This is a genomic window from Hydrogenophaga sp. L310 (assembly GCF_055703065.1).
On sequence record NZ_JBVPZA010000002.1, the window covers coordinates 545,050 to 569,255 of the forward strand.

A 24,206-nucleotide genomic window follows, 5' to 3' on the forward strand; every position below is an offset into this window, starting at 1 on the left:
CCTGGTTCAGCGCACTTCGATGTCGGCGCGCCGGTTGCGCGGTTCGTCCACTTCGTCGTCGGTGGGCACCAGGGGTTCGCGTTCACCGCGGCCCACGGCCTCGATCCGTTCGGCGTTGAAGCCCCGCTCGATCAGCAGCGCGCGCACCGCCTGGGCACGTTCCAGCGAGAGCGCGTCGTTGGCTTCGAGCGTGCCCTGGCGGTCGGTGTGGCCGGTCACGATGATTTCGCCACCCGCACGGGACTGCGCGTTGCGGATCACGGCCTCCAGTCGGCTGAGAGAGTCCGCTGTCAGCGTCGAGCTGCCGGGATCGAACTCGAGTGTGAAGCGTTCGGGTGCCAGGGGCTGCAGCGCCAGCAGCCGGGGGTGCCGTTTGCGCACCGCTTCGGCGGTGGTCACGTCCAGGCTCAGATCGCCGCTGCGACCGACCTCGGCCACCTGATAGGGCTGATCGATGCGCTGTGTACCTTGGCTGGTGGTCACTTCAACGGCGCTGGCTTTGCCGCTGGACTGGGGCAGCAGGGTGACGCGGGTGGCGGGCGCGCAAGCCGTCAGCAAGACGATCCCGGTCAGGGCAAGGCCAGCAAGGCGTTGTCGGATGGGCGTCGGTTGGGTCATTGCGCCGTCTGTGCTTCCACGATGAAGTCGGTGCCACGCACGCCGACCACCGAGGTCGGCGTGTTGATCTTGAACAGCTCCGGGTTGATCCGGGCCAGCAGTCCGGTGACCACGCGCACGGAACCCTGGAGCAGGTCGAGCACGAAGTTGCCCTGCTGGGTGGTCGAATCGAACTGGAACCGGCTCAGGTCCATCGTGGTGTCGGGTCCCATGGTCAGGACCGTGCCGTCCTTGAGGATGATGGTGGCCGCGCCGTTCTTTCCGGTGCTCAGGCGTTGATTGACGTTCACGCCTTCTCCCGGCGTGGGCGTGCGTTGTTCGCCCGCGCGGCCCATGCGCGTGTCGCCTTCGATCTGCTTGAACGTGCCGATGCGGGCCGTGTCTGCGGCGGCGGGCGCCGAGGGCTGCAAGGGCTGCGTGGGCACTGCGGGCGCGACCGCCTGTGCGAAACAGAGCGACGTCGCGGCCAGCAGGCTGGTCACCAGTGGCAGGGCGAGAAAGGGCGACATGAACAACTCCGGATGGCGAAAAATACCCGATGAACGATGGTAATGGACGCGCGTCTGCGGCCGCAAGTCGGTCCCGATAGAATCAAATGCTGCTCGCACAGATGGCCCACAGATGGCCTTGTCGCACCGATTCAACCGGTCCGCTGCCCACCCCGCACCCATGACCCTTTTGCTCGCGCCCATGGAAGGCCTGCTCGACGCGACGCTGCGCGATGTGCTGACGCGCACGGGCGGCATCGACCGCTGTGTGAGCGAATTCATCCGCGTGACCGACACGCTGCTGCCCGAGCGCGCCTTCGTGCGCGTGGTGCCCGAGCTGCTCCATGGCGGGCGCACGCGATCGGGGGTGCCGGTGCGGCCGCAGCTGCTGGGTTCCGATCCGGCCTGCCTGGCCGAGAACGCCGCCCGGCTTGCCGGGCTGAGCCCGTTCGGGGTGGACCTGAATTTCGGCTGCCCGGCCAAGACGGTGAACCAGAGCCGCGGCGGCGCGGTGTTGCTGGACGAACCCGAACTGATCGGCCGCATCGTGTCCGCGGTGCGGCGCGCGGTGCCCGCCCATGTGCCGGTGTCGGCCAAGATGCGCCTGGGTTTCAACGACGATCACCGTGCCGAAGACTGCGCGCTGGCGATCGCCGAAGCCGGAGCGAACGAGCTGGTGATCCATGCCCGCACCAAGGCCCATGGCTACCGGCCACCCGCCTATTGGGAACGCATCGCGCAGGTGCGCGCATCGTTGCCAGTGGGGCCGATGCAGGTGATCGCCAACGGCGAGATCTGGACGGTCGAGCAGGCACTTCGCTGCCGCGAAGTGAGCGGCTGTGATGCGCTCATGATCGGTCGTGGCATGGTGAGCGACCCCGGTCTCGCGCTGGCCATCAAGGGGCAGGGTGGCGTGCCCTGGGGCGAGGTGGCGCCGCTGCTGGCGGTGTTCTGGCAGCAGGTGAGCGGCCGTGTCGAGCGCCGCCACCGCGCCGGGCGCCTGAAGCAGTGGCTCAACCACCTGCGCAAGCGCTATCCCGAGGCCCAGACCGCGTTCGACGAGCTGCGCTGCTGCAACGATCCGCCGCAGATCGATGCCTGGTTGCAGGCCAACACGGCGCTGCCGCCAGCGGTGGTCACGCCGGTCGCGCCCGCTGCGCGCCGCTTCTTACCCGAATACGCCATGGCCGTGCCGCCAGCGGAATTGGCCCAGCCGTGTTAAGTTCCGGCCCCGGACCCGAAAACCACCCCCTGTATGATTTCACTGGAACAACGGCTGCAAGACTTGGGCGCCGAGCGCCTGCGTGGCATGCGCCGCGGTCTTGAAAAAGAGAGCCTGCGCGCCCAGCCCGACGGCAAGCTGGCCCTCACGCCACACCCGGTGGCGCTGGGCAGCGCGCTCACGCACCCGCACATCACCACCGACTACAGCGAGTCGCAGCTGGAGCTGATCACGGGGGTGCACGACAGCGTAGAAAGCTGCCTGACCGAGCTGACCGAGGTGCACCAGTACACCGTGCGCAGCCTCAAGGCGGCCGGGGACGAAATGCTCTGGGCTTCCAGCATGCCCTGTGGCTTGCCGACCGACGAGACCATTCCGCTGGGGCGTTATGGGTCGTCCAACGTCGGGCGCGCCAAGAGCGTGTACCGCATGGGCCTGGGCCACCGCTACGGCCGGCGCATGCAGACGATCAGCGGCATCCACTACAACTGGTCGCTGCCGGGCGTCGACAACGACGGCTATTTCGCGCTCATCCGCAACTTCCGCCGGCACGCCTTTTTGCTGCTCGCGCTGTTCGGCGCCTCGCCCGCCCTGTGTTCCAGCTTTGTGGAAGGCCGCCAGCACGAACTGCTGCCGCTGGGCAGCAGCGGCAGCCTGCACATGCCCTACGGCACCTCGCTGCGCATGGGTCGTCTGGGCTACCAGAGCGAGGCGCAGGCCACGCTCGATGTGAGTTACAACGGGCTCGAAGGGTATGCCGCCTCGCTGCACGACGCACTCACGCGCCCCTGGCCGGCCTACGAGGCGGTGGGCATCCGCAACCCGGGTGGCGACTACAACCAGCTTGCCACCACGCTGCTGCAGATCGAAAACGAGTTCTACGGCACGATCCGGCCCAAGCGCGTGATCTACCCCGGCGAACGCCCGCTGCACGCGCTGCGCGAACGCGGCGTGGAATACGTCGAGGTGCGGCTGATGGACCTCGACCCGTTCGAGCCCATCGGCATCGGCGCGCCCACGTTGCGCTTTCTCGACGTGTTCCTGATGCACTGCCTGCTCAGCGACAGCCCGCCCGACACACCGGACGAAATCCACGAGCTCAAATACAACCAGCACCTCACCGCCGCGCGCGGACGCGAGCCTGGCCTCTGTCTGTGGCGCAAGGGGGAAAGCGTGGGCCTGCAACAGTGGGGCATCGAGCTGATCGATCAGCTGGTGCCCATTGCTGCGACCCTGGACGCGACCCACGGTGGCAGTGACCACCGCGATGCCGTGGCGCAGGCCCGAGCCTCGCTGCTCGCACCCGAGACGCTGCCATCGGCCCGCGTGCTCGCCGCCATCCGGCAGGAACACAGCGATTCTTTCGTCGGTTTTGTGCGCGAGCAGTCGCAGCAGACCCATGCCCACCTGCTGGGACTGCCCTGGAGCGCCAAACAGCAGGCACGGTTTGAAGCCATGGCCACCCTGTCGTTCGAAGCCCAGCGCGCCATCGAAGCCGCGGACACCATGCCGTTCGAGGTGTACCGGCAGGAATACACATCTCCCGCGCGCCTGGGGCGGCATCCCGACTGGTCCGCGATCGCACCCGCCTGAGCCGACGCACACGCGCTGGGCGGGCGTTGTTGCGCCTGCCCCTGGAAATCCACAACCGGGTCAGGCGTATTCTGCGAACGCCACGTGGGCGATAAGCTCCGGGCTTTCCCTGCCAGGAGGCAGCCATGGCACGTCTGACCACCGCGGACTTTGATCAGGAACTGCTGATCCTGTTTGATGCGTATGTGCACGGTGATATCGATCGCCGCGGCTTTCTGGACCGTGCCGCGAAGTTCGCCGTCGGCGGCGTGACGGCAGCGGGCCTGCTGGCCGCGCTCAGCCCCGACTTCGCCGTCGCGCAGGTGGTGCCACAGGGCGATCCGCGCATCAGCACGCAGGTGGTGGACGTTGCCTCACCCTCGGGCTCCGGCACGGTGAAGGCCTATGTGGCCCAACCCGCCGGCGTCAGGCGCCGGGACCGCTCAGCTCCAGATCCTCCAGCGGGAAAGCAGCGCAGGGCAACACGCAGCCGGACGCCTTTTCTTCCGGCAGCAGGCCCGGCCATTCGATCGCGTAGCGCACACGGCCCCGCACCAGCCGGCCGATGCAGGCGCGGCAGCTGCCGTTGCGGCACGAGGCGGGCCACACCACGCCCGCGCGCAGCAGGGTCTGCAGCAGCGTCGCGTCAACCGGTGCGGAGAAGATCTCGCCGGTGTCGGACAGGTGCAAGCGGAAGGCCGTCGGTGCAGGTGGAGCGCTCATGTGCACAAATCTAACCGCAATGCCGCGCCAACGGATGGTGCAGGGCTTGTGCAGGCACTGCCTTCTGAACAGGCAATCTGAAGAACACCATTGTGAAACAAGCACTTAGCTTGACCGTACAAGGCTTGTCCTGACTTATGCACAAGCTTGTCCAAGATTTTGATGGACAAGTGGATAACCACCGTTGTCCGGGTGCCTGTTTGCTGGGCAGATTGAAGAAGCGCCTAGGGCCACAAGCACTTGCGCACCCCGTACACGGTTGACCCTGGGTTATGCACAAACTTATCCAGTGTTTCGCTGGACAACATCGCCGGGTGGGGAAGACCAGCGCAAACCTCAGGCTTCGCCGCCGAAACGTTTGATCAGGTTGTCGATGTACTTCTCGACCAGTTTTTCAAACTCGCCTTCGACGATGGGCGCCACCACCATCTTCATCAGGCCCGGCAGCGGCACCTCGATCTCGCCCTGGATGGCCAGCGTCACGCCGGTGGACTTCTTGTTGTCCACGATCTTCCAGTTGCCACCGACCAGCGCATTGCCCACGCCCTTGACTGGTGTCCACTTCACCGTGCCCTTCGCCTTGTCACTGACGTATTTGCTGGCGTAGATGGTCTGGATGTTGACCTGCGCCGTGCCCACCTTTTCCATCTCCCATTGGTAGACACCGTCACCGAGGTCGGTGAGCTGTTCGACTTTGGGAAAATGGCTGACCGAGGTCGGCACGTCCGAGAGCAGGTCGAACACCTCGGCGGCCTTGGCCTTGACGTCGAATTCGTAACCCAGATCGATCTTGACGGTGATGCTCATGTGTCTCCTCTTGGGGTGTGGGGAATGAAAAATCATTGTGGCACGGCACCCCGCCGGACCGATAGGGAAGACACCCCAGCGCACAATCCCGGTCTGACTGAAAGAACAAACAATGAGCATCCAGTGGTTCCCCGGGCACATGCACCTCACGCGCAAGGCGATCGGCGAGCGTGTGAAAGAAATCGACGTCGTGATCGAGATGCTGGACGCGCGCCTGCCCGGCAGCAGCGCCAACCCGCTCATGGCCGAGCTCACCAGCGGCCGGCCCACGCTCAAGGTGCTGAACAAGCAGGACATGGCCGACCCCGCGCGCACCGCGCTCTGGCTCGCGCACTACAACGCGCAGCCCGACACGCAGGCCATTGCGCTGGACGCGAGCAACACCGCTCCGGCGCGCGCCATCATCGATGCCTGCTACGCACTCGCGCCCCGGCGCGGTGGCATGGTCAAACCCATGCGCGTGCTGATCTGCGGCATCCCCAACGTGGGCAAGTCCACGCTGATCAACACGCTCAAGGGCAAGCGCGCCGCCAAGACCGGTGACGAGGCGGGCGTCACGCGCACCGAATCGCGCATTGCGCTGGCCGACGACTTCTACCTCTACGACACGCCCGGCATGCTCTGGCCGCGCATCGTGGTGCCCGAGAGCGGCTTCAACCTCGCCGCCAGTGGCGCGGTGGGCAAGAACGCCTACGACGAACAGGAGGTGGCCTACGAGCTGATGGCCCTGCTCAAGGCCGATTACCCGGCGCTGCTCGAAGCCCGCTACAAGCTCGGCCGAGCGCCCGAAGCCTACGCCCAGGCGCACGAAGAAGAACTGATCGAAGCCATCGGCCGCCAGCGCGGCGCGCTCGCGGGCGGTGGCAAGGTCAACATGCAGAAGGCGGCCGAACTGGTGATCGCGGACTTCCGCGGTCAGCACATCGGCCGCATCACGCTGGAAACGCCTGAACAGTTCGGGCGCTGGATGAAGGCCGGCCTGAAATCCGACGCTGATCGCGCCGAGCGCAAGAAGGCACTGCGCGAGCAGGGCCTCATCAGCCCGGAGCGCAAAGCCAAAGCACCCAAGACAGCCAAGCCCGCCAAACCGCGTTGATTCCGCTGAGCCCATCCCCAGGAGACCCCGCATGTCCACCGTTGCGCCCCTCGACAACCCCGAAGCCGATCCGCGCGTGAAAGCCGTGTTCGACGACATCCGCACCACGCGCCAGACGGATTTCATCAACAACATGTGGCGCTACCTGGCGTTTGATCCGGCGCTGCTGGAGCAGACCTGGGCCGAGGTCAAGCGAATCATGGCCACGCCGTCAACGCTCGATCCGCTGACCAAGGAGCTGGTCTACATCACGGCGTCCATCATCAACGGCTGCAGCTACTGCGTGCACTCGCACACGGCGGCCGCCACCGCCAAGGGCATGACGCGCGAGCAGCACGCCGAGCTGCTGTCCATCGTCGCCCTGGCGGCCAAGACCAACCAGCTCGCCACCGCGCTGCAGGTGCCGGTGGACCCGGTGTTCGAGAGAGGCTGAAGCCGACCCGGACCGCTGATCAGTCGGTGTCCATCAGTTCGGCGATTTCCTCTGGCGGCGCCACCGTGACGGCCACGTCCAGCTTGTGCCGTGCACCGCCCTGGAGCACGCCGCGCATGGGCGAAACATCGGAGAAGTCGCGGCCGGTGGCCAGGGTCACGTAGTCCTCGCCCGGGCTGCCCCAGCCGCAGCGGTTGTTGGTGGGGTCGAAGTCGAACCAGGCGCCCTCGGGTGCGGTGTTTTCGGTTGCGCCTGCTGGCGGGGCTTCCGGGTCCGCATCCGGGTGGGCTTCGTTGGGCAGCGGCACGTAGATCGACGCCCAGGCGTGGGAGGCGTCGACGCCGATCAGACGCGGCTTGCCGGCGGGTGGCCGGGTGAGCAGGTAGCCGCTCACATAACGCGCGGGCAGGCCCAGGCTGCGCAGGCAACCGATCATGATGTGGGCAAAGTCCTGGCACACGCCTTTGCCCTGTTCCAGTGCCTGCAGCGCGGGGGTGTTGACCTCGGTGCTGTCCGTTTCGTAGGTCAGTTCGGTGTGGATGCGCTCCATCAGCGCGCGGGTGGCTTCCAGCACGGGCAGACCTGCGGTGAAAGCGGGGCGCGCAAAGGCGGCGAAGGCATCGTCACGCGGTACGTAGGGGGACGCAAACAGGAATTCGCTGGCCGGGTCGTAAGGCGCGTGGGCGCGGTAGCGGAAATGCCGGCGCACGTCTTCCCAGCGCAGTTGCCGCCAGGCAGCGTTGTCGGGCAGTGGTTGCGGGGCCTCGGTCTGCACCAGACTGTCGGCTTCCACGGTGAGGGTCTCGTGGGGCGCCTGCAGGGAGAAGAAGGTGCGCAGGTTGCCGAACACGTCGACGGTCTGGCTGCGCGCGGCCGGTTCGGGGGTGATGCGCAGGGTGTGCTCGATCAGTTGCTGGGTGGGCGTGGCTCTGGGCGAAAGGTGCACCATGTGCTGCGCCATGTCGATGCTGCCCCGGTAGCGGTAGCGGGTGCGGTGGAGGATTCTCAGGAGCATGCTCAGACCCCCAAAGTTTGGTTCTTGCGGTCGGCGTGGCTGAAATGCAGGCGCGTGATTTCTTCGGAAAGCTCAACCGCGGCGGCTTCACAGTCGCCGAGCAGGGTCTCCAGATCGTCCCAGTGGCGCTCACCCTCGGGGTTGCGCTGCCAGTTGCTCAGGTCGGCGAGCACCCAGGTGTCGGGGTCGGGCAGGCCCATGGCCAGTTCGGCGTCTTGTGGTGTGGCGCTTTGCGAGAGCTTGGCCAGGCGCGAGCGCAGGGTCTGCACGACCCAGGCGAGCGAGCGCGGGTTGTCGCGGTCCATCACCACGAGGTCGATCAGCGCGACCATGTCGCGGCGCTGCTGGTACTGGGCGTGGAAGGTGATGGTGCTGTCGAAAAGCGCCACCACGGCCTCGAAGCCCGCCTGGTCGTGCAGGCAGCCGTGTTCCAGGCTGAGCGCGAGCGCCCGCGACAGGGTGATCAGACGTTCGATGTGGCGGCCGATCGACAGCAGGCGCCAGCCGTTGTCGCGCACCATGCGGTCGGTCTGCGCTCCGGTGATGGCGGCCAGCAGTTCGCTGGCGTTCTGCAGCGCGGCCAGGGCCTCGGTGGTGGCGTATTCGGCGTCGGCCGCCATGCTGGCGCAGTCGCGGGCAAAGCCGGCTTCGGTGCGTTCGATCAGGTTCCAGTGTTCCTGCGACAGGCGCTCGCGCACTTGCGCAGCCGAGGCCTTGAGCGCGCGCAGGTTGAAGCCCACGCTGTACGACTGTTCGGCCAGCGGTGTGCCGGGCACGGGCGAGAGGCTGGCCATGAGGCTGCGGGCAAACACGCGCGTCGACTGCTCGGCGGCGGGCACGCCGGGCAGCACCAGCGAGTTTTCGTGGGCAGTGGCCGAGAGCCAGGCCATGAGCGGGCGCGAGCTGGGTTCTTCGCCACCCACGTGGTTGAGCACGATCTGCGCGAGCCGGATGCTGTTCTCGGCGCGTTCGGTGTAGCGGCCGAGCCAGAACAGGTTTTCGGCTGCGCGGCTGGTGACCGGGCGGGTCTGGTGCGCCAGCGCCATGGTGCTGGGGGCAGACTGCAGCAGGCTGGTGTGGTCGACCTCGCCCTTGGTGAGCACCCAGCAGTCGGCGCTGCTGCCGCCACGCTGCATGGCGGCGATGAGCTGACCGCGCGGCGCGAGGCGCACCAGGCCACCGGGCAGCATGCGCCAGGACTGCGGACCATCGGCGAGCGCAAACACCCGCAGCATGGCCGATCGCGGGAGCAGGCGCTCGCCGGTCCAGGTGGGGGTCTGCGACAGCGGCAGCCAGGCCTGCACGGTGTAGTCGTCGGGGTGGCGCACCATGCGGCCGGCCCATTCGTCGAGCTGGCGCTTGTTGAGGCTCTGGCCCATGGCGGTATCGAGGCCCGAACTGGGGTAGGTGGGCTTGATCACGCTGCCCTTGAGCAGCGGCAGCACTTCGCGCAGCGCCGCGTCTTCGCCGCACCACCAAGTGGCCAGTGAAGGCAGGGCCAGCTCTTCACCCAGCAGATGGCGGCTGATGGCGGGCAGGAAGCCCAGCAGCGCGCTCGATTCGAGCGGGGCCGAGCCGGGCGCGTTGGCCAGCAGCAGGTTGCCCGCACGCAGCACCTGCAGCAGGCCGGGCACACCCAGGCGCGAATCGGAGCGCAGCTCCAGCGGGTCGAGCCACTCGTCGTCGAGCCGCTTGATCAGCGCGTGCACCGGCTCCAGTCCGCTGAGCGTCTTCAGGTACAGGCGCTGGTCGCGCACGGTGAGGTCACTGCCCTCCACCAGCGTGAGGCCGAGGTAACGCGCCAGGTAGGCGTGTTCGAAATAGGTTTCGTTGTACGGGCCGGGCGTGAGCAGGGCGATGCGGGCGTTTTCGCCCTCGGGCGCCATGGACTTGATGCCGTCCATGAGCGCGCGGTAGGCGGCGGCCAGGCGCTGCACCTTCAGGCCGGCAAAGGCCTTGGGGAACTGGCGCGCGATGGCGATGCGGTTTTCCAGCAAATAGCCCAGGCCCGAAGGCGCCTGCGTGCGCTGGCCCACCACCCACCACCGGCCGTCGGGGCCGTGGGCCAGGTCGAAGGCGACGATGTGCAGCCAGGTGCCGCCCGCGGGCTGCACCCCCTGCATGGCGCGCAGGTAGCCGGGGTGGCCCTGCACCAGCGCGGCCGGCAGCAGGGCGCGCTTGAGCAGCTCGCGTTCGCCGTACAGGTCGGCCATCATGGCGTTGAGCAGGCGGGTGCGCTGCAGCACGCCGGTCTCGATGCAGGCCCAGTCCTCGGGGCCGATCAACATGGGGAACAGGTCGAGCGCCCAGGGGCGTTCCTGGCCCGACGCGTCGGCGTAGACGTTGTAGGTGACGCCGTTGTCGCGGATCTGGCGCTGCAGGTTGTCGTTGCGGCGGTTCAGGTCGGCCAGGCCATCGGTCCCGACGTGGTCAAAGAAACTCGACCAGGTGGGGTTGAGCGCTTCGGCGCTTTCTGCGCCGGGGGCGGGCGCGCCACGCAACTCGTCCCGGTGTCCGGTGTCGGCGGGCACCGAAAGCGACAAAGCCCAGTCACCGGGGGAATCCGGGCTGAGCTCGTCGAAGAGGGAATCGGAGGCATCTGTATTCACGGGGTCCGAGTATGCCTTCGCTTCTCTCGCAGGGCCTTGGGGCGAAACCCGATCCGGAGGAGGCCTCGTGTCGTCCTTCACGTCAATGGCGCAAATCCAGCGTGAACGGGAACTCGCGGCTCGGCGTGGCGGGTGCCACGTCCATCTTGCCGGCCGTGTGGCCCATCTGGAAAAAGCGCGACATGCGGCGGCTTTCGGCCTCGTAGGCGTTGATCGGGAAGGTGTCGTAACTGCGGCCACCGGGGTGGGCCACGTGGTACTGGCAGCCACCCAGCGAGCGCTGCATCCAGGTGTCCACGATGTCGAAGGTGAGCGGCGCGTGCGCGGGAATCGACGGGTGCAGCGCCGACGGCGGGCTCCAGGCCTTGTAGCGCACGCCCGCGACGAATTCGCCCACGGTGCCGGTGCTCTGCACCGGAATGGCGCGGCCGTTGCAGGTGATGACATAGCGGCTGTCGTTGTAGCCACTCACGCGCACCTCGATGCGCTCCAGCGACGAATCGACGTAACGCACGGTGCCGCCGGGCGCGCCTTCTTCGCCCATCACGTGCCAGGGCTCCAGCGCGCTGCGCAGCGTGAGCTCGATGCCGCGCGCCGAGACCTCGCCCACGAGCGGGAAGCGGAACTCGAAGTGCGGCTCGAACCAGGCCATGTCCAGCGGGTAGCCGAAGTCGGTCAGGTCGGCCAGCACGTCTTCGAAGTCCATGCGGATGAAGGTCGGCAGCACGAACCGGTCGTGCAGCTCGGTGCCCCAGCGCGTGAGCTTGTGCGTAAAAGGCTGTTGCCAGAAACGCGAGACCAGCGCACGCAGCAGCAGCTGCTGGGCGATGCTCATGCGGGCGTGCGGCGGCATCTCGAACGCGCGCAGCTCCAGCAGGCCCAGGCGGCCGGTGGGCGAGTCGGGTGAGAACAGTTTGTCGATGCAGAACTCGCTGCGGTGCGTGTTGCCGGTGACGTCGATCAGGATGTTGCGCAGCGTGCGGTCGACCAGCCAGGGCGGCATGAAACTGTCGCCCCCACGCTCCCCCGCTGCGCGAGGTCCGCTGCCCCCCGAGGGGGCTGCCCCGCCTTGGGGCGGCCCGGCGGCGGGTCCTTGCCCGTAGCGGCTGCTTTGTTTGGCGATTTCTTGCAGTGCGATCTCCAGCTCGTACAGCTGGTCGTTGCGCGCCTCGTCCACGCGCGGCGCCTGGCTGGTCGGGCCGATGAACATGCCGCTGAACAGGTAGGAGAGCGACGGGTGGTTGTGCCAGTAGGCGACCAGGCTGCCCAGCAGTTCGGGGCGGCGCAGGAAAGGCGAGTCGGCCGGCGTGGCGCCGCCGAGCACAAAGTGGTTGCCACCGCCGGTGCCGGTGTGGCGGCCATCGGTCATGAACTTCTCGGCGCACAGGCGCGTCTGGTGCGCGGCCTCGTACAGGAACTCGGTGCGTTCGACCAGTTCGTCCCAGCTGCTGCTGGGGTGGATGTTGACTTCGATGACGCCCGGGTCGGGCGTGACCTGCAGCATCTTCAGGCGCGGGTCGCGCGGCGGCGGGTAGCCTTCGAGCACGATGGTCATGCCCAGCTTCTCGGCCGTGTCTTCCACCGCGGAGAGCAGATCCAGGTAGTCTTCGAGGCGCTGCATGGGCGGCATGAACACGTAGAGGTGCTGCGTCTTGCCGCCACCGGCTTTTTCGGCCTTGGGGCCGTTGGCGCGGTGCGGGTCGCGCGACTCGACCACCAGCGCGGTGCGCGTGAGCCAGGCGGCCGATTCGTGGCGCTGCGGGAACCTGGACGACAGCGCCTGCGCGGGCGCGGCGCCCGGGCCGGGCTGGCCAGGACGCAGGCCGTCGATGGCCGGGCCGGGGGCATCAAAGTCCATGCCCTGCATGGACACCATGCCACCTTCGGCAAAACCACCGCCCACCTGGTGCGGCGACACCTGGTGTTTCACGGTGGCGCCGCGCGGCAGCGGGTCGCGCGCGGTGTGCGGGTCCTGCTCGATGTGGTAGGGGTAGTCGGCCGCCGACACCCAGGGCAGGGAGTCCAGCGGCAGGCGGTAGCCCATGGGCGAATCGCCGGGCACGAGGTACATGCGCTCGTCGCGGAAGAACCACGGGCCGGTGGACCAGACGGTGCCGGAAACGCGGTGGTAGCTGCTCTTGCCGTTGCTGGAAGGCTGTCCGGTGTCGTTGGCCTGCAGCGGCAGCACGTAGCCCACGGTGGCGTCCAGCCCCTGCGTGAAGACGCGGCGCAGGCGCGCGCGCTCCAGCTCGTCGTCGAGCTTGGCGTCGAACGGATCCACGTTCACCGGCAGGCGGCGTTCGCGCCAGAGGAAATACCAGGTGTCCTCGTAGCCGGGCGTGATGAATTGTGTGGACACGCCCAGCTTGCGCGCGAGGGCCTGCGTGAAGCGGCGCGCGTCTTCGCTGTCGTATGCCGCCACATCGCGTTCGTCGGCCAGCAGGGCCGGGTTGTTCCAGCAGGGCTGGCCGTCGGCGCGCCAGAAGATCGAGAGCGCCCAGCGCGGCAGCTGCTCGCCGGGATACCACTTGCCCTGGCCCATGTGCACGAAGCCGCCGTGGCCGTATTGCTCGCGCAGGCGGCCCAGCAGCTCGGTGGCATAGCCACGTTTGGTGGGGCCGAGCGCGTCGGTGTTCCACTCGGCGGCGTCGCGGTCGGTCACGGCCACGTAGGTGGGTTCGCCGCCCATGGTGAGGCGCACGTCGTGTTTCACCAGGTCGGCATCGACCTTCTGGCCCAGCGTGACCATGCTGGCCCACTGCTCCTCGGTGTAGGGCTTGGTCACGCGCGGCGATTCGTAGACACGTGTCACGCCCATGTGGTGCTCGAAGGTGACTTCGCACTTGTCCATGGCGCCTTCCACCGGCGCCGCGCTGGACGGCTGCGGCGTGCAGGCCAGCGGGATGTGGCCTTCACCGGCCAGCAGGCCGGAGGTGGGATCGAGCCCGATCCAGCCGGCGCCGGGCAGGAAGACCTCGCACCAGGCGTGCAGGTCGGTGAAGTCTTTTTCGGGGCCGCTCGGGCCGTCGATGCTTTTCACATCGGGCGCGAGCTGGATCAGGTAGCCCGAGACGAAGCGCGCGGCCAGGCCCAGGTGGCGCAGCATCTGCACCAGCAGCCAGCCGGTGTCGCGGCAGGAACCGCTCTTGAGCTTGAGCGTTTCTTCGGGTGTCTGTACGCCCGGCTCCATGCGGATGGTGTACGAGATGTCGCGCTGCAGCATCTGGTTCACGTCGACCAGGAAGTCGATGGTGCGGCGCTTCTTCAGGTCCACCTGGGCGAGGTAGGCCTTGAGGTCTTCGGTGAGTGGCGCGGTGGCCAGGTAGGGCGCGAGTTCCTGCAGCTGCGAGGCGTCGTAGCTGAACGGGAATTCTTCGGCGCGCGGCTCCAGGAAAAAGTCAAAGGGGTTGTGCACCGCCATCTCGACCACCAGGTCGATCGTGACCTTGAACTCGGTGGTGGGCTCGGGGAACACCAGGCGCGCCTGGTAGTTGGCGAACGGGTCCTGCTGCCAGTTGATGAAGTGGCCCGCCGGTTCGATCTTCTGCGAGTACGACAGCACCTTGGTGCGGCTGTGCGGTGCGGGGCGCAGGCGCACCACCTGGGGACCGAGTTTGACCAGGCGGTCGTACCGATAATGGGTGATGTGGCTCAGGGCAACATGAATGGCCATGCTGGTGTCTTTCAACAGGGGGAAGAAAACGATGGGTCCGCGGACGAGAAAAGGGTCGTCGCGGCTTGCTGCCATGCTAGCAAGTCTTGCGCCACGGCTGTGTGACAAAGCTGCCCTGTGCGGGCCCAGGGTACCGGGCTGAGCATGGCGGGCCTGGCGTTGGCCTGGCTGCCCGGGTGGGTGTTCGGGGTTGCCTGGCAGTTGCAGCAGGTCGCGCTCTGGCCTTGGCAGGGGTACGGGGGGCTGCTGTTCGCCAGTGGGCTGCTGATGGCCTGGCTGCTGTGGCGGGGCTCACCGGGTGGGCGTCGGTCGGCGTGGGTCCTGGTGCTGGCGATGGCGGCCGGTGCGTGGGCGGGAGCGGGCCTGACCGGCCTGCGCGCAGCCCACTTTGCATCGCAGGCGCTCGACCCGGCCCTGCAGGGCCTTGACATCGAAGTCACCGGGCGCATCGCCTCGATGCCACAGCGACTGGCCGACGGTGCTCGTTTCGAGCTGGCGGTGGAGTCCGCCGCCCGCGACGGCCGGCCGGTGCGCTTGCCCCCGTTGCTGCAACTGGGCTGGTTCAGTCGGGCGGGGTCCAAAGGCGATGGGGCTGCCCCCGGCCCCGACTGGCGCGCGGGGGACCGCTGGCGTTTCAGCGTGCGTTTGCGCAGTCCGCACGGCAACGCCAACCCGCATGGTTTTGACCGCGAGCGCTGGCTATGGGAAAACGGCATCGGCGCCACCGGCTACGTGCGCAACGGACCGCGCGACCCGGTCCCGCAGTATCTGGGGGGCAGCAGCTGGTACCCGCTGGAGGCGGTGCGTCAGACGGTCGGCGAGCGCATCACCGGCCAGGTGGCCGACCCCCGCAGCGCTGGTGTGCTAGCGGCCCTCGTGGTGGGCGATCAGAGCGCCATCGAGCGCGCCGACTGGGACCTCTTTCGCACCACCGGCGTGGCCCACCTCATGAGCATCTCGGGTCTGCACGTCACCATGTTCGCCTGGCTTGCGATCTGGCTGGTGGGTGGCCTCTGGCGCCGTCTGGCGTTTGTCTGGCCGCGAGCCCTGCTGGCGGTGCCGGTGCCGTGGGCCGCCGGATTCGGTGGCGTGGCGCTGGCGGCGGCGTACGCCCTGTTTTCGGGCTGGGGCGTGCCCTCGCAGCGCACCGTGCTGATGCTGGCCGTTGTGGTGGGCTTGCGCCTGCTGGCCCGTCAATGGCCGTGGCCCGTGGTCTGGCTGGTTGCCATGGCCGCGGTGTTGCTGCTCGATCCCTGGGCGCTGCTGCAGCCCGGTTTCTGGCTCAGTTTCGTGGCCGTGGCGATCCTGTTTGCGACCGACCCGGGGCGGCGAGTGCGCTTTGAAGCAGCGCCGTTGACCGGGCACGAGGCACCCACCCGCACCCGGCGGTTCAATGCTGCGGCGCTGGGCATGCTGCGCGAACAATCGGTGGTGACGGTGGCCCTGGCGCCACTCTCGCTGTTGCTGTTTGGCCAGTTTTCGCTCGTCAGCCTGGTGGCCAACCTGCTGGCGATCCCGTGGGTGACGCTGGTCATCACGCCGCTGGCGATGCTGGGGGTGGCGGTACCGGCCTTCTGGGATCTGGCCGCCCTGGCGGTGCAGGGACTGGGCGGCTGGCTGGCCTGGCTCGCGCAATGGCCTTCTGCCGCTGTGTTCCGGCCCATACCGCCCTTGCCGCTGGCGCTCGCCGGGGTGCTGGGCGGCGCCTTGCTGGTGATGCGCTGGCCCTGGGCCACCCGGCTGGCCGGACTGGTGCTGTTGTGGCCGGTGCTGAGTTGGCAGCCGCCGCGTCCGGCGCCGGGGGAGTTTGATGTGATGGCGCTGGACGTGGGGCAGGGCAGCGCGGTGCTGGTGCGCACGGCAGGGCACAGCCTGCTGTACGACACCGGGCCGCGTTATTCGCCCACCAGCGACGCCGGGCAGCGTGTCGTGGTGCCGCTGCTGCGCGCCCTGGGCGAGCGACCCGACACGGTGGTGGTGAGCCACCGCGACAGCGATCACGCCGGTGGTTCCGCAGCGGTGCAGACCGAATGGCCCGAGGCCCGCTGGTTGTCGTCCTTCGATGCCGACCCGGGCCGGCGCTGCACCGCCGGCCAGCGCTGGAGCTGGGACGGGGTGGACTTCGAGATCCTGCACCCGTCCCCCGAAGACTTCGGACCCGACGGCGCCGGGCGCCTGTCGAGCAACGCGATGTCCTGTGTGCTGCGGGTGGGTCATGCACGGCAGAGCGTCTGGCTGAGTGGCGATCTCGACGCCGATCGGGAGACCCGGCTGGCGCTGGCGCGTCCGGACCTGAGGGCGAACCTGCTGCTGGCGCCGCACCACGGCAGCCTCACGTCCAGCAGCCCCGTGCTGCTCAACACGCTGGCGCCGCAATGGGTGCTGGTGCAGGCGGGTTACCGCAACCGATTCAAACATCCCGCGCCCGCCGTGCTGGAGCGCTACCGCCAGCGGGACATGCGCTGGATGACGACACCCGAATGTGGTGCCGCCACCTGGCGCAGCGACGCGCCCGACACCGTCCATTGCCAGCGCGAATCGGCGCGCCGGTACTGGCACCACCGTGGCGACGCCAGCCCGGCGGCCGAATCGGCGCTGGAGCCGGTGCCCGAAGGCGATCACGCTTCCGTACCCACGCACTGAAAGATGCACCTGTTTGGGGCTGCAAGTGGTGTTTCTGGCCCAGTCCTTGCTAAGCTGTCATCAGGAGAAAAAAGCCCATGAGCCGACCCATGTTTGACGAAATGAATGCCACGCCCACCGAGGTGCGGGCGCACTATGAAAGCTACGCTCGCTGGCTGGCGCAGCAACCCCCGGAGGTGATGGCCGCTCGCCGGGAAGAGGCGGAGATGATCTTTCGCCGTGTCGGCATCACCTTCGCGGTGTACGGCGCCAAGGACGAAGACGGCTCCGGTACCGAACGCCTGATCCCCTTCGACCTGATCCCGCGCATCATTCCTGCCCATGAGTGGCGCAGCATGGAAGAAGGCCTGGTGCAGCGTGTGAGTGCGCTCAACCGCTTCATCCACGACGTCTACCACGATCAGGAAATCATCAAGGCCGGCATCGTACCGGCCGACCAGATCTTCCAGAACGCGCAGTTCCGCCCGGAGATGATGGGCGTGGACGTGCCCGGCGGCGTGTACTCGCACATTTCCGGCGTGGACATCGTGCGTGCGCCCAACGCTCAAGGTGAGGGCGAGTACTACGTGCTCGAGGACAACCTGCGTGTGCCCAGCGGCGTGAGCTACATGCTCGAAGACCGCAAGATGATGATGCGGCTCTTCCCCGACCTGTTCGGCCAGAACCGTGTGGCGCCGGTCGCGCACTACCCCGACCTCCTGCTCGAAACGCTGCGTGCGGTGAGCCCGGCCACCACGGCCGAACCCACCGTGGTGGTGCTGACGCCCGGCATGTACAACAGCGCCTATTTCGAACACGCCTTCCTCGCCCAGCAGATGGGCGTGGAGCTGGTCGAGGGGCAAGACCTGTTCGTCAAGGACAACTTCGTCTACATGCGCACCACCAAGGGGCCGCGCCGCGTGGACGTGATCTACCGCCGCGTGGACGACGATTTTCTCGATCCGCTGGTGTTCCGCCCCTCGTCCACGCTCGGCTGCGCCGGCCTGCTGGGCGTGTACCGCAGCGGCAACGTGACCATCTGCAATGCCGTGGGCACCGGCATCGCTGATGACAAGTCCATCTACCCCTACGTGCCCAAGATGATCGAGTTCTACCTCGGCCAGAAGCCGATCCTGAACAACGTACCGACCTTCATGGGGCGCAACCCGGATGACCTGAAATACATGCTTGACAACATGGCCGAGCTGGTGGTCAAAGAGGTGCACGGTGCCGGCGGCTACGGCATGCTGGTGGGGCCGGCGTCCACCAAAGCCGAGATCGAAGAATTTCGCGCCGTGGTGAGGGCCCATCCCGGGGGCTACATCGCACAACCCACGCTGAGCCTGTCGACCTGCCCGACCTACGTGGAAAGTGGCGTGGCGCCGCGCCACATCGACCTGCGGCCCTTCGTGCTGAGTGGCAAGGAGGTGCAGATGGTGCCCGGCGGCCTGACCCGCGTGGCGTTGAAAGAAGGCTCGCTGGTCGTCAACTCGTCACAGGGTGGCGGTACAAAAGACACCTGGATACTTGAGGACTGACACATGCTTTCACGCACCGCCGATCATCTGTTCTGGATGTCCCGCTACACCGAGCGCGCCGAAAACACCGCGCGCATGCTCGATATCAACTACCAGACCTCGTTGCTGCCGCAATCCGCTGCCGTGGCGCAGGTGGGCTGGGAAGGCCTGCTGGTCATCAGCGAGCTGATGCCCACCTACACCGCCAAGTACGGCAAGGACATCACGCCGCGCAACGTCATGGACTTCATGGTGCGCGACGAGTCCAATCCGTCGAGCATCGGTTCCTGCCTGCGCGCAGCCCGGGAAAACGCCCGGGCCGTGCGCGGCGCGCTGACCACCGAGCTTTGGGAGACCCAGAACGCCACCTGGCTCAAGCTGGCCGGTTACCTCAAGACCAAGGATTTCGAGCGCGATCCAGGCGCCTTCTTCGAATGGGTCAAGCACCGCTCGCACCTCTCGCGCGGCGTGGCCGTGGGCACCATGCTGCAGGACGAGGCGTTCCACTTCTACCGCATGGGTTCGTTCCTGGAGCGGGCCGACAACACGGCGCGCCTGCTGGACGTGAAGTTCCACGCGGTGCAGAGCGACTTCTTCGGTGCCGCCAGCGAGGAGGATCAGGAGTACGACTTCTACCACTGGAGCGCGATCCTGCGCTCGGTCTCCGGCTTCGAGGTCTACCGCAAGGTCTACCGCGACGTGATCACGCCCGAACGCGTGGCCGAGCTGCTGATCCTGCGCCCCGACATGCCGCGCAGCCTGGCCGCCAGCATGAACGAGGTGGTGAACAACCTGGCCGTGGTGGCCAACGATGCCTCGGGTGAAACGCTGCGCCGCGCCGGCAAGCTCAAGGCCGACCTGCAGTACGCCCGGATCGACGAGATCCTCTCCAACGGGCTGCACGCCTTCCTGACGCAGTTCCTCGACCGCGTGAACGAGCTCGGCGGCCGCATCAGCCAGGACTTCCTCGTTCCAACGGTGCATTGACGTGGACAGGTACCATGCGGGTCCCCGGTTGTATCGGGTGCCCGCATGAAACTCGTCATCCACCACAACACCCGCTACCGCTACAGCCTGCCGCTGCTCTACACGGTGCAGACGCTGCACCTGTGGCCGGTCAGCAGTGCCTGCCAGACCGTGGAGTACTGGGAGATCCGCACGCCCGGCACCCTGCACGGCCAGCCCGACACCGAAGGCAACCGTGTGCACAGCTTCAGCCTGGTGGCCCGGCCCGAGCAGAACCTGCGCGACAACAGCATCTCGGCCATGGGCACGGTGGTGACGCATGGTGTGGCCGAGTTCACCGATCCGCCGGCGCTGCCGCACCCGTCCTTCTACCTGCGCTCCACACCCCTGGCCGAGCCGCACCCGCGCATGGCCATGTGGGCGCTGCAAACGGTGCCTGCGCTGATGGCCGCGCGCGTGCGCGGCGATCTGCCCGGCGTGGCCGATCTCGTGGCACTGGCCAGCGCCGTGGCTGACAAGGTGCAGTACCGCAAGGGCCGCACCGACGTGGAGACCACCGCGCTCGAGGCGTTTGACTGGGAACTCGGTGTGTGCCAGGACCAGGCACACGTGATGGTGGCGGTGTGCCGCAGCATCGGCTTGCCGGCGCGCTACGTGAGTGGCTATTTCTACGCCGCCAACGAACCCGACCTCGCCAGCCACGCCTGGGCCGACGTGTGCCTCGATCCAGCGACCCGCCGCTGGATCAGCCTGGACGTGACCCACCGCTGCCCGACGGATCAACGCCATATCCGCCTGGCCGCGGCCACCGACTACACCGCCTGCCTGCCCGTCAAGGGCCTGCGCCGCGGGGGGGGTGACGAAACCATGACGGTGGACATCCGCATCGGGCCCTGGGCCGACACGGACGACCCGGGCCGGACTCAGGGCTGATCGGTCGACGGGTTCAGCCGGGTGACACGGGCCTTCAGGCGGCGCGAACGGCTCCAGCGCACGCGCAGGATCCAGATCGCGCTGATGATGAAATACACCGCCAGACCGCTCAGGGTGGCCACGATGGCCAGACCCACCACCAGCGGTTTGCCCACCGTGGACAGGCGCCGCATGGCGCCGTCCAGACGGTCCTTCCACCCTTCGGCCTGCTGTGTCTTCATGGCCCGCTCCAGCAAGGCGCTGGCCTGGACCTCGGTCAATTGCGGCTCACCGAGCACGGCCTTGCCCACACGGTAGGACCCGTAGTACACCGGGCCAAACGTCACCGGGTTGGTCACCAGGGTGCTGGCCACCGCCATCGGCAGATTGGCCCGCAGGATGATGGCGGCTGCAGCCGACAGGGGCATTTGCGCCACGGGTACCAGGAGCCCGAAGAAGATGCCGAGTGCCAGCCCCATGGCAATGCCCTTGCGGCTGAAGTGCCAGAGGCGGGGGTGGTGCAGGGTCGGCCCCATCCAGCGCAACCAGCGGTTGTTGCGGATGCTGTCGGGGGAGGGCAGCCAGGCCTTGAGGCGTTTTTTCATGGGGCAGTACGGGGGGCGAGCCGGCGGGGACAGATCATCTGGTCAGAGCCGGCAATTTCAATATTGTTTCATGCGCCAGCCGTTGGAACGTGCTGCTGCCGGGCCACCCCATCAGCGCCAGGGCAACCCGGCCTCCACCGTCTCACCGAGCTCGATCACCGCCAGGGCGTAGTAGCTGCTCCAGTTGTAGCGGGTGACGGCGTAGAAATTGTCGGTGCCAGCCACGTAGCTGGGCGGATTGGCCCCGTTCTGCAGCTCGACCAGGGCGAGTTTGCCGGTGTGTTCGAGCGCCTCACCTTCGAGCACGGCGCCCTTGGCCGTGAAGCTCGGCACGCTGAAGCTGGGCAGGATGTCGGGCGCGAGCAGGGTGTCCAGATCGGTCGCTTCGCCCGCGAGCCTGACGGGGTAGTGGGTGGGCACGCCGGGCAGCCAGCCGAAGGACTTGAAGTAGTTGGCCACGGACCCGATCACGTCGATCGTGCTGTTGAACAGGTCGATCCGGTCGTCTCGGTCGTAGTCGATGGCGTATTTGGCCCAGCTGCTGGGCATGAACTGGGGCCAGCCCATGGCCCCGGCGTAGCTGCCGCGCGTGGTCTGCGGGTTCATGCCGGTGCGGTGCGCCAGGCTGAGGAATTGCTCCAGCTCGGCGCGGAAAAACTCGGTGCGGGCCTGGGCGCGGGGGTGGCTGGACGGAAAGTCGAAAGCCAGCGTGGTCAGGCTGTCGATCACGCGGAAGGTGCCGGTGTGGCGGCCGTAGAGCGTTTCCACGCCGATCACGCCGACGATCAGGCTGGCCGGCACGCCGAATTCGGCCTCGGCCCGCTCCAGCGCCGCGCGGTTGTCTTGCCAGAACCGCCGGCCGGCTTCGATGCGGGTCGGTTCGATGAAACGGGCACGGTAGGCGGCCCAGTTTTTTGGGGTGCCGCTGGGCGCGGGGGTCATCAGACGCACCACCTGGGGCAGGTGCTGGGCCTGACCGATCTGCTGCCGGACCCAGTCGGGGTCGAGGTCGCGCCGCTGCGCCAGGTCGGTGGCAAAAACCATCGCGGCTTCGTGGTCCGCGTAATAAACGCTGGGCGCGACCACCGGGGCCGAGGATGCCGGGCGCCGTTTGGCGGTGCTGGAAGCCGACGCCCCTGCCGGCAGCAGGAGCAGGCTCAGCGCGAGCCCGGTCAGGGCACCGTTGCCGAAACCACCAGACACCGAAAACACAGACTTGAAGATCAACAGGAGTCCTTATTGGGCCAGGCAAGCTGGCGAAATTCGCGTTGCAGTGTAGCCAGCGTTGCGGCGGGCTGGCTGCTGTAGCGCTGGGCTTCCAGTCGCAACAGCCACTGGCACACACCGCGGGCAAATTCCGCATCGCCAAAATGACGCTCCACCAGCCGGGCGAGTTCACGCGGTGGTGTGTGGTCGCCGCTGTCCAGCCCCAGGCGGCGCAGGCGCTGGCGGCTGCGCTGCAGCAGGCGCAGCCAGGGGTCGTGTTGCTGGCGCTCCCAGAGCGTCCAGCCCGCGCCGGCCAGGCTCACCAGCACCACCACGCCGATCAGCACGTAGGCCAGATCGGACCAGCTCGGGTTGTTGAAGCCCAGGTTTTTCAGCAGGTCGAGCTGCTTGCCCTGGGTGTAGTTCAGCACCCACTGGTTCCAGCGGTTGTTCACCGCTTCCCAGAAGGCGCGCATCTGGGCCGTGAGCGTGGGGCTGAGGTTGCGGATGGCCCCTGCGATGGCACCTTCGGGCGCACGCAGGCGCTCCAACGAGCCGATGCGGCCCGGCGATACGGCCGAGGTCGGGTCCACCCGCACCCAGCCCTGGCCCTGCAGCCAGACCTCGGCCCAGGCGTGGGCGTCGCGCTGGCGCACCGTCCAGTAGCCGTCCACGGCATTGAGTTCACCACCCTGGTAGCCGGTGACGATGCGCGCGGGAATGTCCATCGCGCGCATCAGGATCACGAAGCTGCTGGCGATGTGCTCGCAAAAGCCTTCGCGTCTGTCGAACCAGAATTCGTCGGCGGTGTGCTGGCCGTAGACGCCGGGATCGAGGGTGTAGGTGTAGCCGCCGGTGCGCAGGCGCTCCATCACGGCGTCGATCAGCGCGGCGCTGGACTGCGGCCCGGTGCCGTGCTCGCGGCGCAGCGCCTGTGCCAGTGCCAGCGTGCGCGGGTTGTACCGGCCCGGCAGTTCGATGTGGTCTTGCAGAGCCACCACCGGGGTGAGCGGGCCGTGGCGGAAGTTCACGTAGCTCTCGGCCCGGTAGCGCAGCAGCGTGTCCACGGGCCGCAGGGTGAGCCACTGCAGGTCGCTGTTCATGCGCGCGCGCGTGCCCGGCACCTCGGGGATCTGCGTGGCGGCTTCCAGCACGAACAGCCAGGGGCGGCGGTTCGGTTCCATGGTGACTTCGTAGCGCACCGGCGCGCCTGAAACGCTGAGGTCGCTCGGCAGCGCCATCGAGGCCGGAAATCCCGAACGCAGCGCGCGCCATTCGATACCGTCGAAGTCGCTGAGCACCGGGCCGCGGAAATACATCTGGCCCTGGGGCGGTGGTGCGTCGTCGAACCGGACACGCAGCGCGATGCCCTCGTCCAGCACCAGTTCGGTGAACTGGCCCACCCGCATGCTGCTGGAGAGGCCGCTGCGGCCGGTCTCGTCCTGGCCGGGCATGCCCCACAGCGGCGACAGCCGGGGGAACAGCAGGAACAGCACCAGCATGATGGGCGCGCCCATGGCCGCCATGCCCGCGGCGATGCGGGCCGCCTGGGCCAGGGGCGGGCGGCCCACCGGCATGTGGGCGTTGACCAGCGCGGTCAGCAGACCCAGCAGCGCGATCAGGATGCCGGCGGCGGTGAGCAGCGACTGCGAATAGAAAAAATGCGTGAGCAGGGTGAAGAAAGCCAGAAAGAACACCACGAAGGCGTCGCGCCGTGCTCGCAGCTCCAGCGTCTTGAGCGCCAGCAGCACCACGATGAGCGTCACGCCCGCATCGCGCCCCAAAAGGGTGCGGTGTGTTGCCCAGGTTGCACCCAAAGTCAGGGCCAGCAGGCCCACGCGCCAGATCCAGCCGGGCAGGGGCAGGCCGCGCAGGGCCAACGTGGTGCGCCAGGCCAGCACGCCGGCCGTGAGGGCCGTGCACCACCAGGGGATGTGGCCCACCTGCATGGCCACCACCCAGGCGATGACGGCGAGCAGGAACAGCGTGTCCCGCGTGTCCCGGGGCAGAGACGATGCCCCCATGCTCCACCGCTGTGCGGGTCGCTGCCCCCCGAGCGGGCGGGTTTCGCCTTGGGGCGGCCCGGCGGCGAAACCCTTTGCTTCGTCGTTGCGAGTCGTCT

18 protein-coding genes and 1 pseudogene are annotated in these 24,206 nt (G+C 67.7%); 9 read left to right on the forward strand and 10 right to left on the reverse strand.

The genetic code is table 11. The features are described from left to right. Positions 1 to 6: 6 nt before the first annotated feature. Both AC0GNO_RS06280 and AC0GNO_RS06285 read right to left on the reverse strand, forming a co-directional pair. A complete protein-coding gene (locus AC0GNO_RS06280) occupies positions 7 to 618 on the reverse strand; it encodes an OmpA family protein (RefSeq protein ID WP_472903364.1) in 612 nt (203 codons plus the stop codon). Continuing rightward, on the reverse strand, positions 615 to 1,127 hold the full coding sequence (locus AC0GNO_RS06285; protein WP_472903365.1) for a FecR family protein: 513 nt from the start codon (positions 1,125 to 1,127) through the stop codon (positions 615 to 617). The genes AC0GNO_RS06280 and AC0GNO_RS06285 overlap by 4 nt, the downstream gene beginning before the upstream one ends. A gap of 160 nt (positions 1,128 to 1,287) precedes the next feature. On the opposite strand from AC0GNO_RS06285, the gene AC0GNO_RS06290 reads away from it, so the two are divergent. From AC0GNO_RS06290 to AC0GNO_RS06300, 3 genes and pseudogenes are all read left to right on the forward strand, one after another. Further along, positions 1,288 to 2,328, forward strand: a complete 1,041-nt coding sequence (locus AC0GNO_RS06290) for a tRNA-dihydrouridine synthase (protein ID WP_472903366.1) — start codon at positions 1,288 to 1,290, stop codon at positions 2,326 to 2,328. A 33-nt stretch (positions 2,329 to 2,361) separates the two neighbouring features. Further along, positions 2,362 to 3,921, forward strand: coding sequence for a glutamate--cysteine ligase (gene gshA / locus AC0GNO_RS06295; RefSeq protein ID WP_472903367.1), 1,560 nt, complete (start codon positions 2,362 to 2,364; stop codon positions 3,919 to 3,921). A 125-nt stretch (positions 3,922 to 4,046) separates the two neighbouring features. Then, positions 4,047 to 4,142 (forward strand): annotated as a pseudogene (locus AC0GNO_RS06300) (dienelactone hydrolase family protein); the annotation flags it as partial. Positions 4,143 to 4,326: 184 nt separating this feature from the next. On the opposite strand, the gene AC0GNO_RS06305 reads toward AC0GNO_RS06300, so the two are convergent. Beyond that, positions 4,327 to 4,623: a 2Fe-2S iron-sulfur cluster-binding protein gene (locus AC0GNO_RS06305; protein ID WP_472903368.1), complete on the reverse strand. Its 297-nt coding sequence runs from the start codon at positions 4,621 to 4,623 to the stop codon at positions 4,327 to 4,329. A 336-nt stretch (positions 4,624 to 4,959) separates the two neighbouring features. After that, a complete protein-coding gene (locus AC0GNO_RS06310; protein WP_472903369.1) occupies positions 4,960 to 5,430 on the reverse strand; it encodes an SRPBCC family protein in 471 nt (156 codons plus the stop codon). 112 nt (positions 5,431 to 5,542) lie between these two features. Between AC0GNO_RS06310 and ylqF the strand changes: the two genes are divergently transcribed. Beyond that, positions 5,543 to 6,526, forward strand: coding sequence for a ribosome biogenesis GTPase YlqF (gene ylqF, locus AC0GNO_RS06315; RefSeq protein ID WP_472903370.1), 984 nt, complete (start codon positions 5,543 to 5,545; stop codon positions 6,524 to 6,526). A 31-nt stretch (positions 6,527 to 6,557) separates the two neighbouring features. Then, complete coding sequence (locus AC0GNO_RS06320) at positions 6,558 to 6,959, forward strand: carboxymuconolactone decarboxylase family protein (RefSeq protein ID WP_472903371.1); 402 nt, start codon at positions 6,558 to 6,560, stop codon at positions 6,957 to 6,959. A gap of 19 nt (positions 6,960 to 6,978) precedes the next feature. On the opposite strand, the gene AC0GNO_RS06325 is transcribed toward AC0GNO_RS06320, so the two are convergent. The 3 genes from AC0GNO_RS06325 to AC0GNO_RS06335 all read right to left on the reverse strand — a co-directional run bounded on the left by AC0GNO_RS06325 (position 6,979) and on the right by AC0GNO_RS06335 (position 14,256). Next, positions 6,979 to 7,974, reverse strand: a complete 996-nt coding sequence (locus tag AC0GNO_RS06325; protein ID WP_472903372.1) for a transglutaminase family protein — start codon at positions 7,972 to 7,974, stop codon at positions 6,979 to 6,981. A 2-nt stretch (positions 7,975 to 7,976) separates the two neighbouring features. Further along, a complete protein-coding gene (locus AC0GNO_RS06330; protein ID WP_472903373.1) occupies positions 7,977 to 10,583 on the reverse strand; it encodes a circularly permuted type 2 ATP-grasp protein in 2,607 nt (868 codons plus the stop codon). Between the two features lie 82 nt (positions 10,584 to 10,665). Beyond that, on the reverse strand, positions 10,666 to 14,256 hold the full coding sequence (locus tag AC0GNO_RS06335) for a transglutaminase family protein (RefSeq protein WP_472903374.1): 3,591 nt from the start codon (positions 14,254 to 14,256) through the stop codon (positions 10,666 to 10,668). A gap of 144 nt (positions 14,257 to 14,400) precedes the next feature. On the opposite strand from AC0GNO_RS06335, the gene AC0GNO_RS06340 reads away from it, so the two are divergent. The 4 genes from AC0GNO_RS06340 to AC0GNO_RS06355 all read left to right on the forward strand — a co-directional run bounded on the left by AC0GNO_RS06340 (position 14,401) and on the right by AC0GNO_RS06355 (position 20,294). Next, on the forward strand, positions 14,401 to 16,899 hold the full coding sequence (locus tag AC0GNO_RS06340) for a DNA internalization-related competence protein ComEC/Rec2 (protein WP_472903375.1): 2,499 nt from the start codon (positions 14,401 to 14,403) through the stop codon (positions 16,897 to 16,899). Positions 16,900 to 16,976: 77 nt separating this feature from the next. Then, on the forward strand, positions 16,977 to 18,416 hold the full coding sequence (locus AC0GNO_RS06345; RefSeq protein ID WP_472903376.1) for a circularly permuted type 2 ATP-grasp protein: 1,440 nt from the start codon (positions 16,977 to 16,979) through the stop codon (positions 18,414 to 18,416). A gap of 3 nt (positions 18,417 to 18,419) precedes the next feature. Continuing rightward, positions 18,420 to 19,382 (forward strand): alpha-E domain-containing protein, encoded by a 963-nt coding sequence (locus AC0GNO_RS06350; RefSeq protein WP_472888102.1) that lies wholly within the window; start codon positions 18,420 to 18,422, stop codon positions 19,380 to 19,382. 45 nt (positions 19,383 to 19,427) lie between these two features. Next, positions 19,428 to 20,294 carry a transglutaminase family protein gene (locus tag AC0GNO_RS06355; RefSeq protein ID WP_472888103.1) on the forward strand — a complete coding sequence of 289 codons (867 nt, stop codon included), beginning with the start codon at positions 19,428 to 19,430 and terminating at the stop codon, positions 20,292 to 20,294. Here the strand turns inward: AC0GNO_RS06355 and AC0GNO_RS06360 are convergent. From AC0GNO_RS06360 to AC0GNO_RS06370, 3 genes are all read right to left on the reverse strand, one after another. Then, entirely contained in the window at positions 20,285 to 20,878 is a 594-nt protein-coding gene (locus tag AC0GNO_RS06360) for a DUF2062 domain-containing protein (protein WP_472888104.1), read from the reverse strand. The two genes, AC0GNO_RS06355 and AC0GNO_RS06360, sit on opposite strands and share 10 nt — an antisense overlap. Before the next feature lie 111 nt (positions 20,879 to 20,989). Further along, positions 20,990 to 22,054 carry a lytic murein transglycosylase B gene (mltB, locus tag AC0GNO_RS06365; protein WP_472903436.1) on the reverse strand — a complete coding sequence of 355 codons (1,065 nt, stop codon included), beginning with the start codon at positions 22,052 to 22,054 and terminating at the stop codon, positions 20,990 to 20,992. Between the two features lie 47 nt (positions 22,055 to 22,101). Further along, positions 22,102 to 24,108 (reverse strand): transglutaminase TgpA family protein, encoded by a 2,007-nt coding sequence (locus AC0GNO_RS06370; protein WP_472888105.1) that lies wholly within the window; start codon positions 24,106 to 24,108, stop codon positions 22,102 to 22,104. Between the last annotated feature and the right edge of the window lie 98 nt (positions 24,109 to 24,206).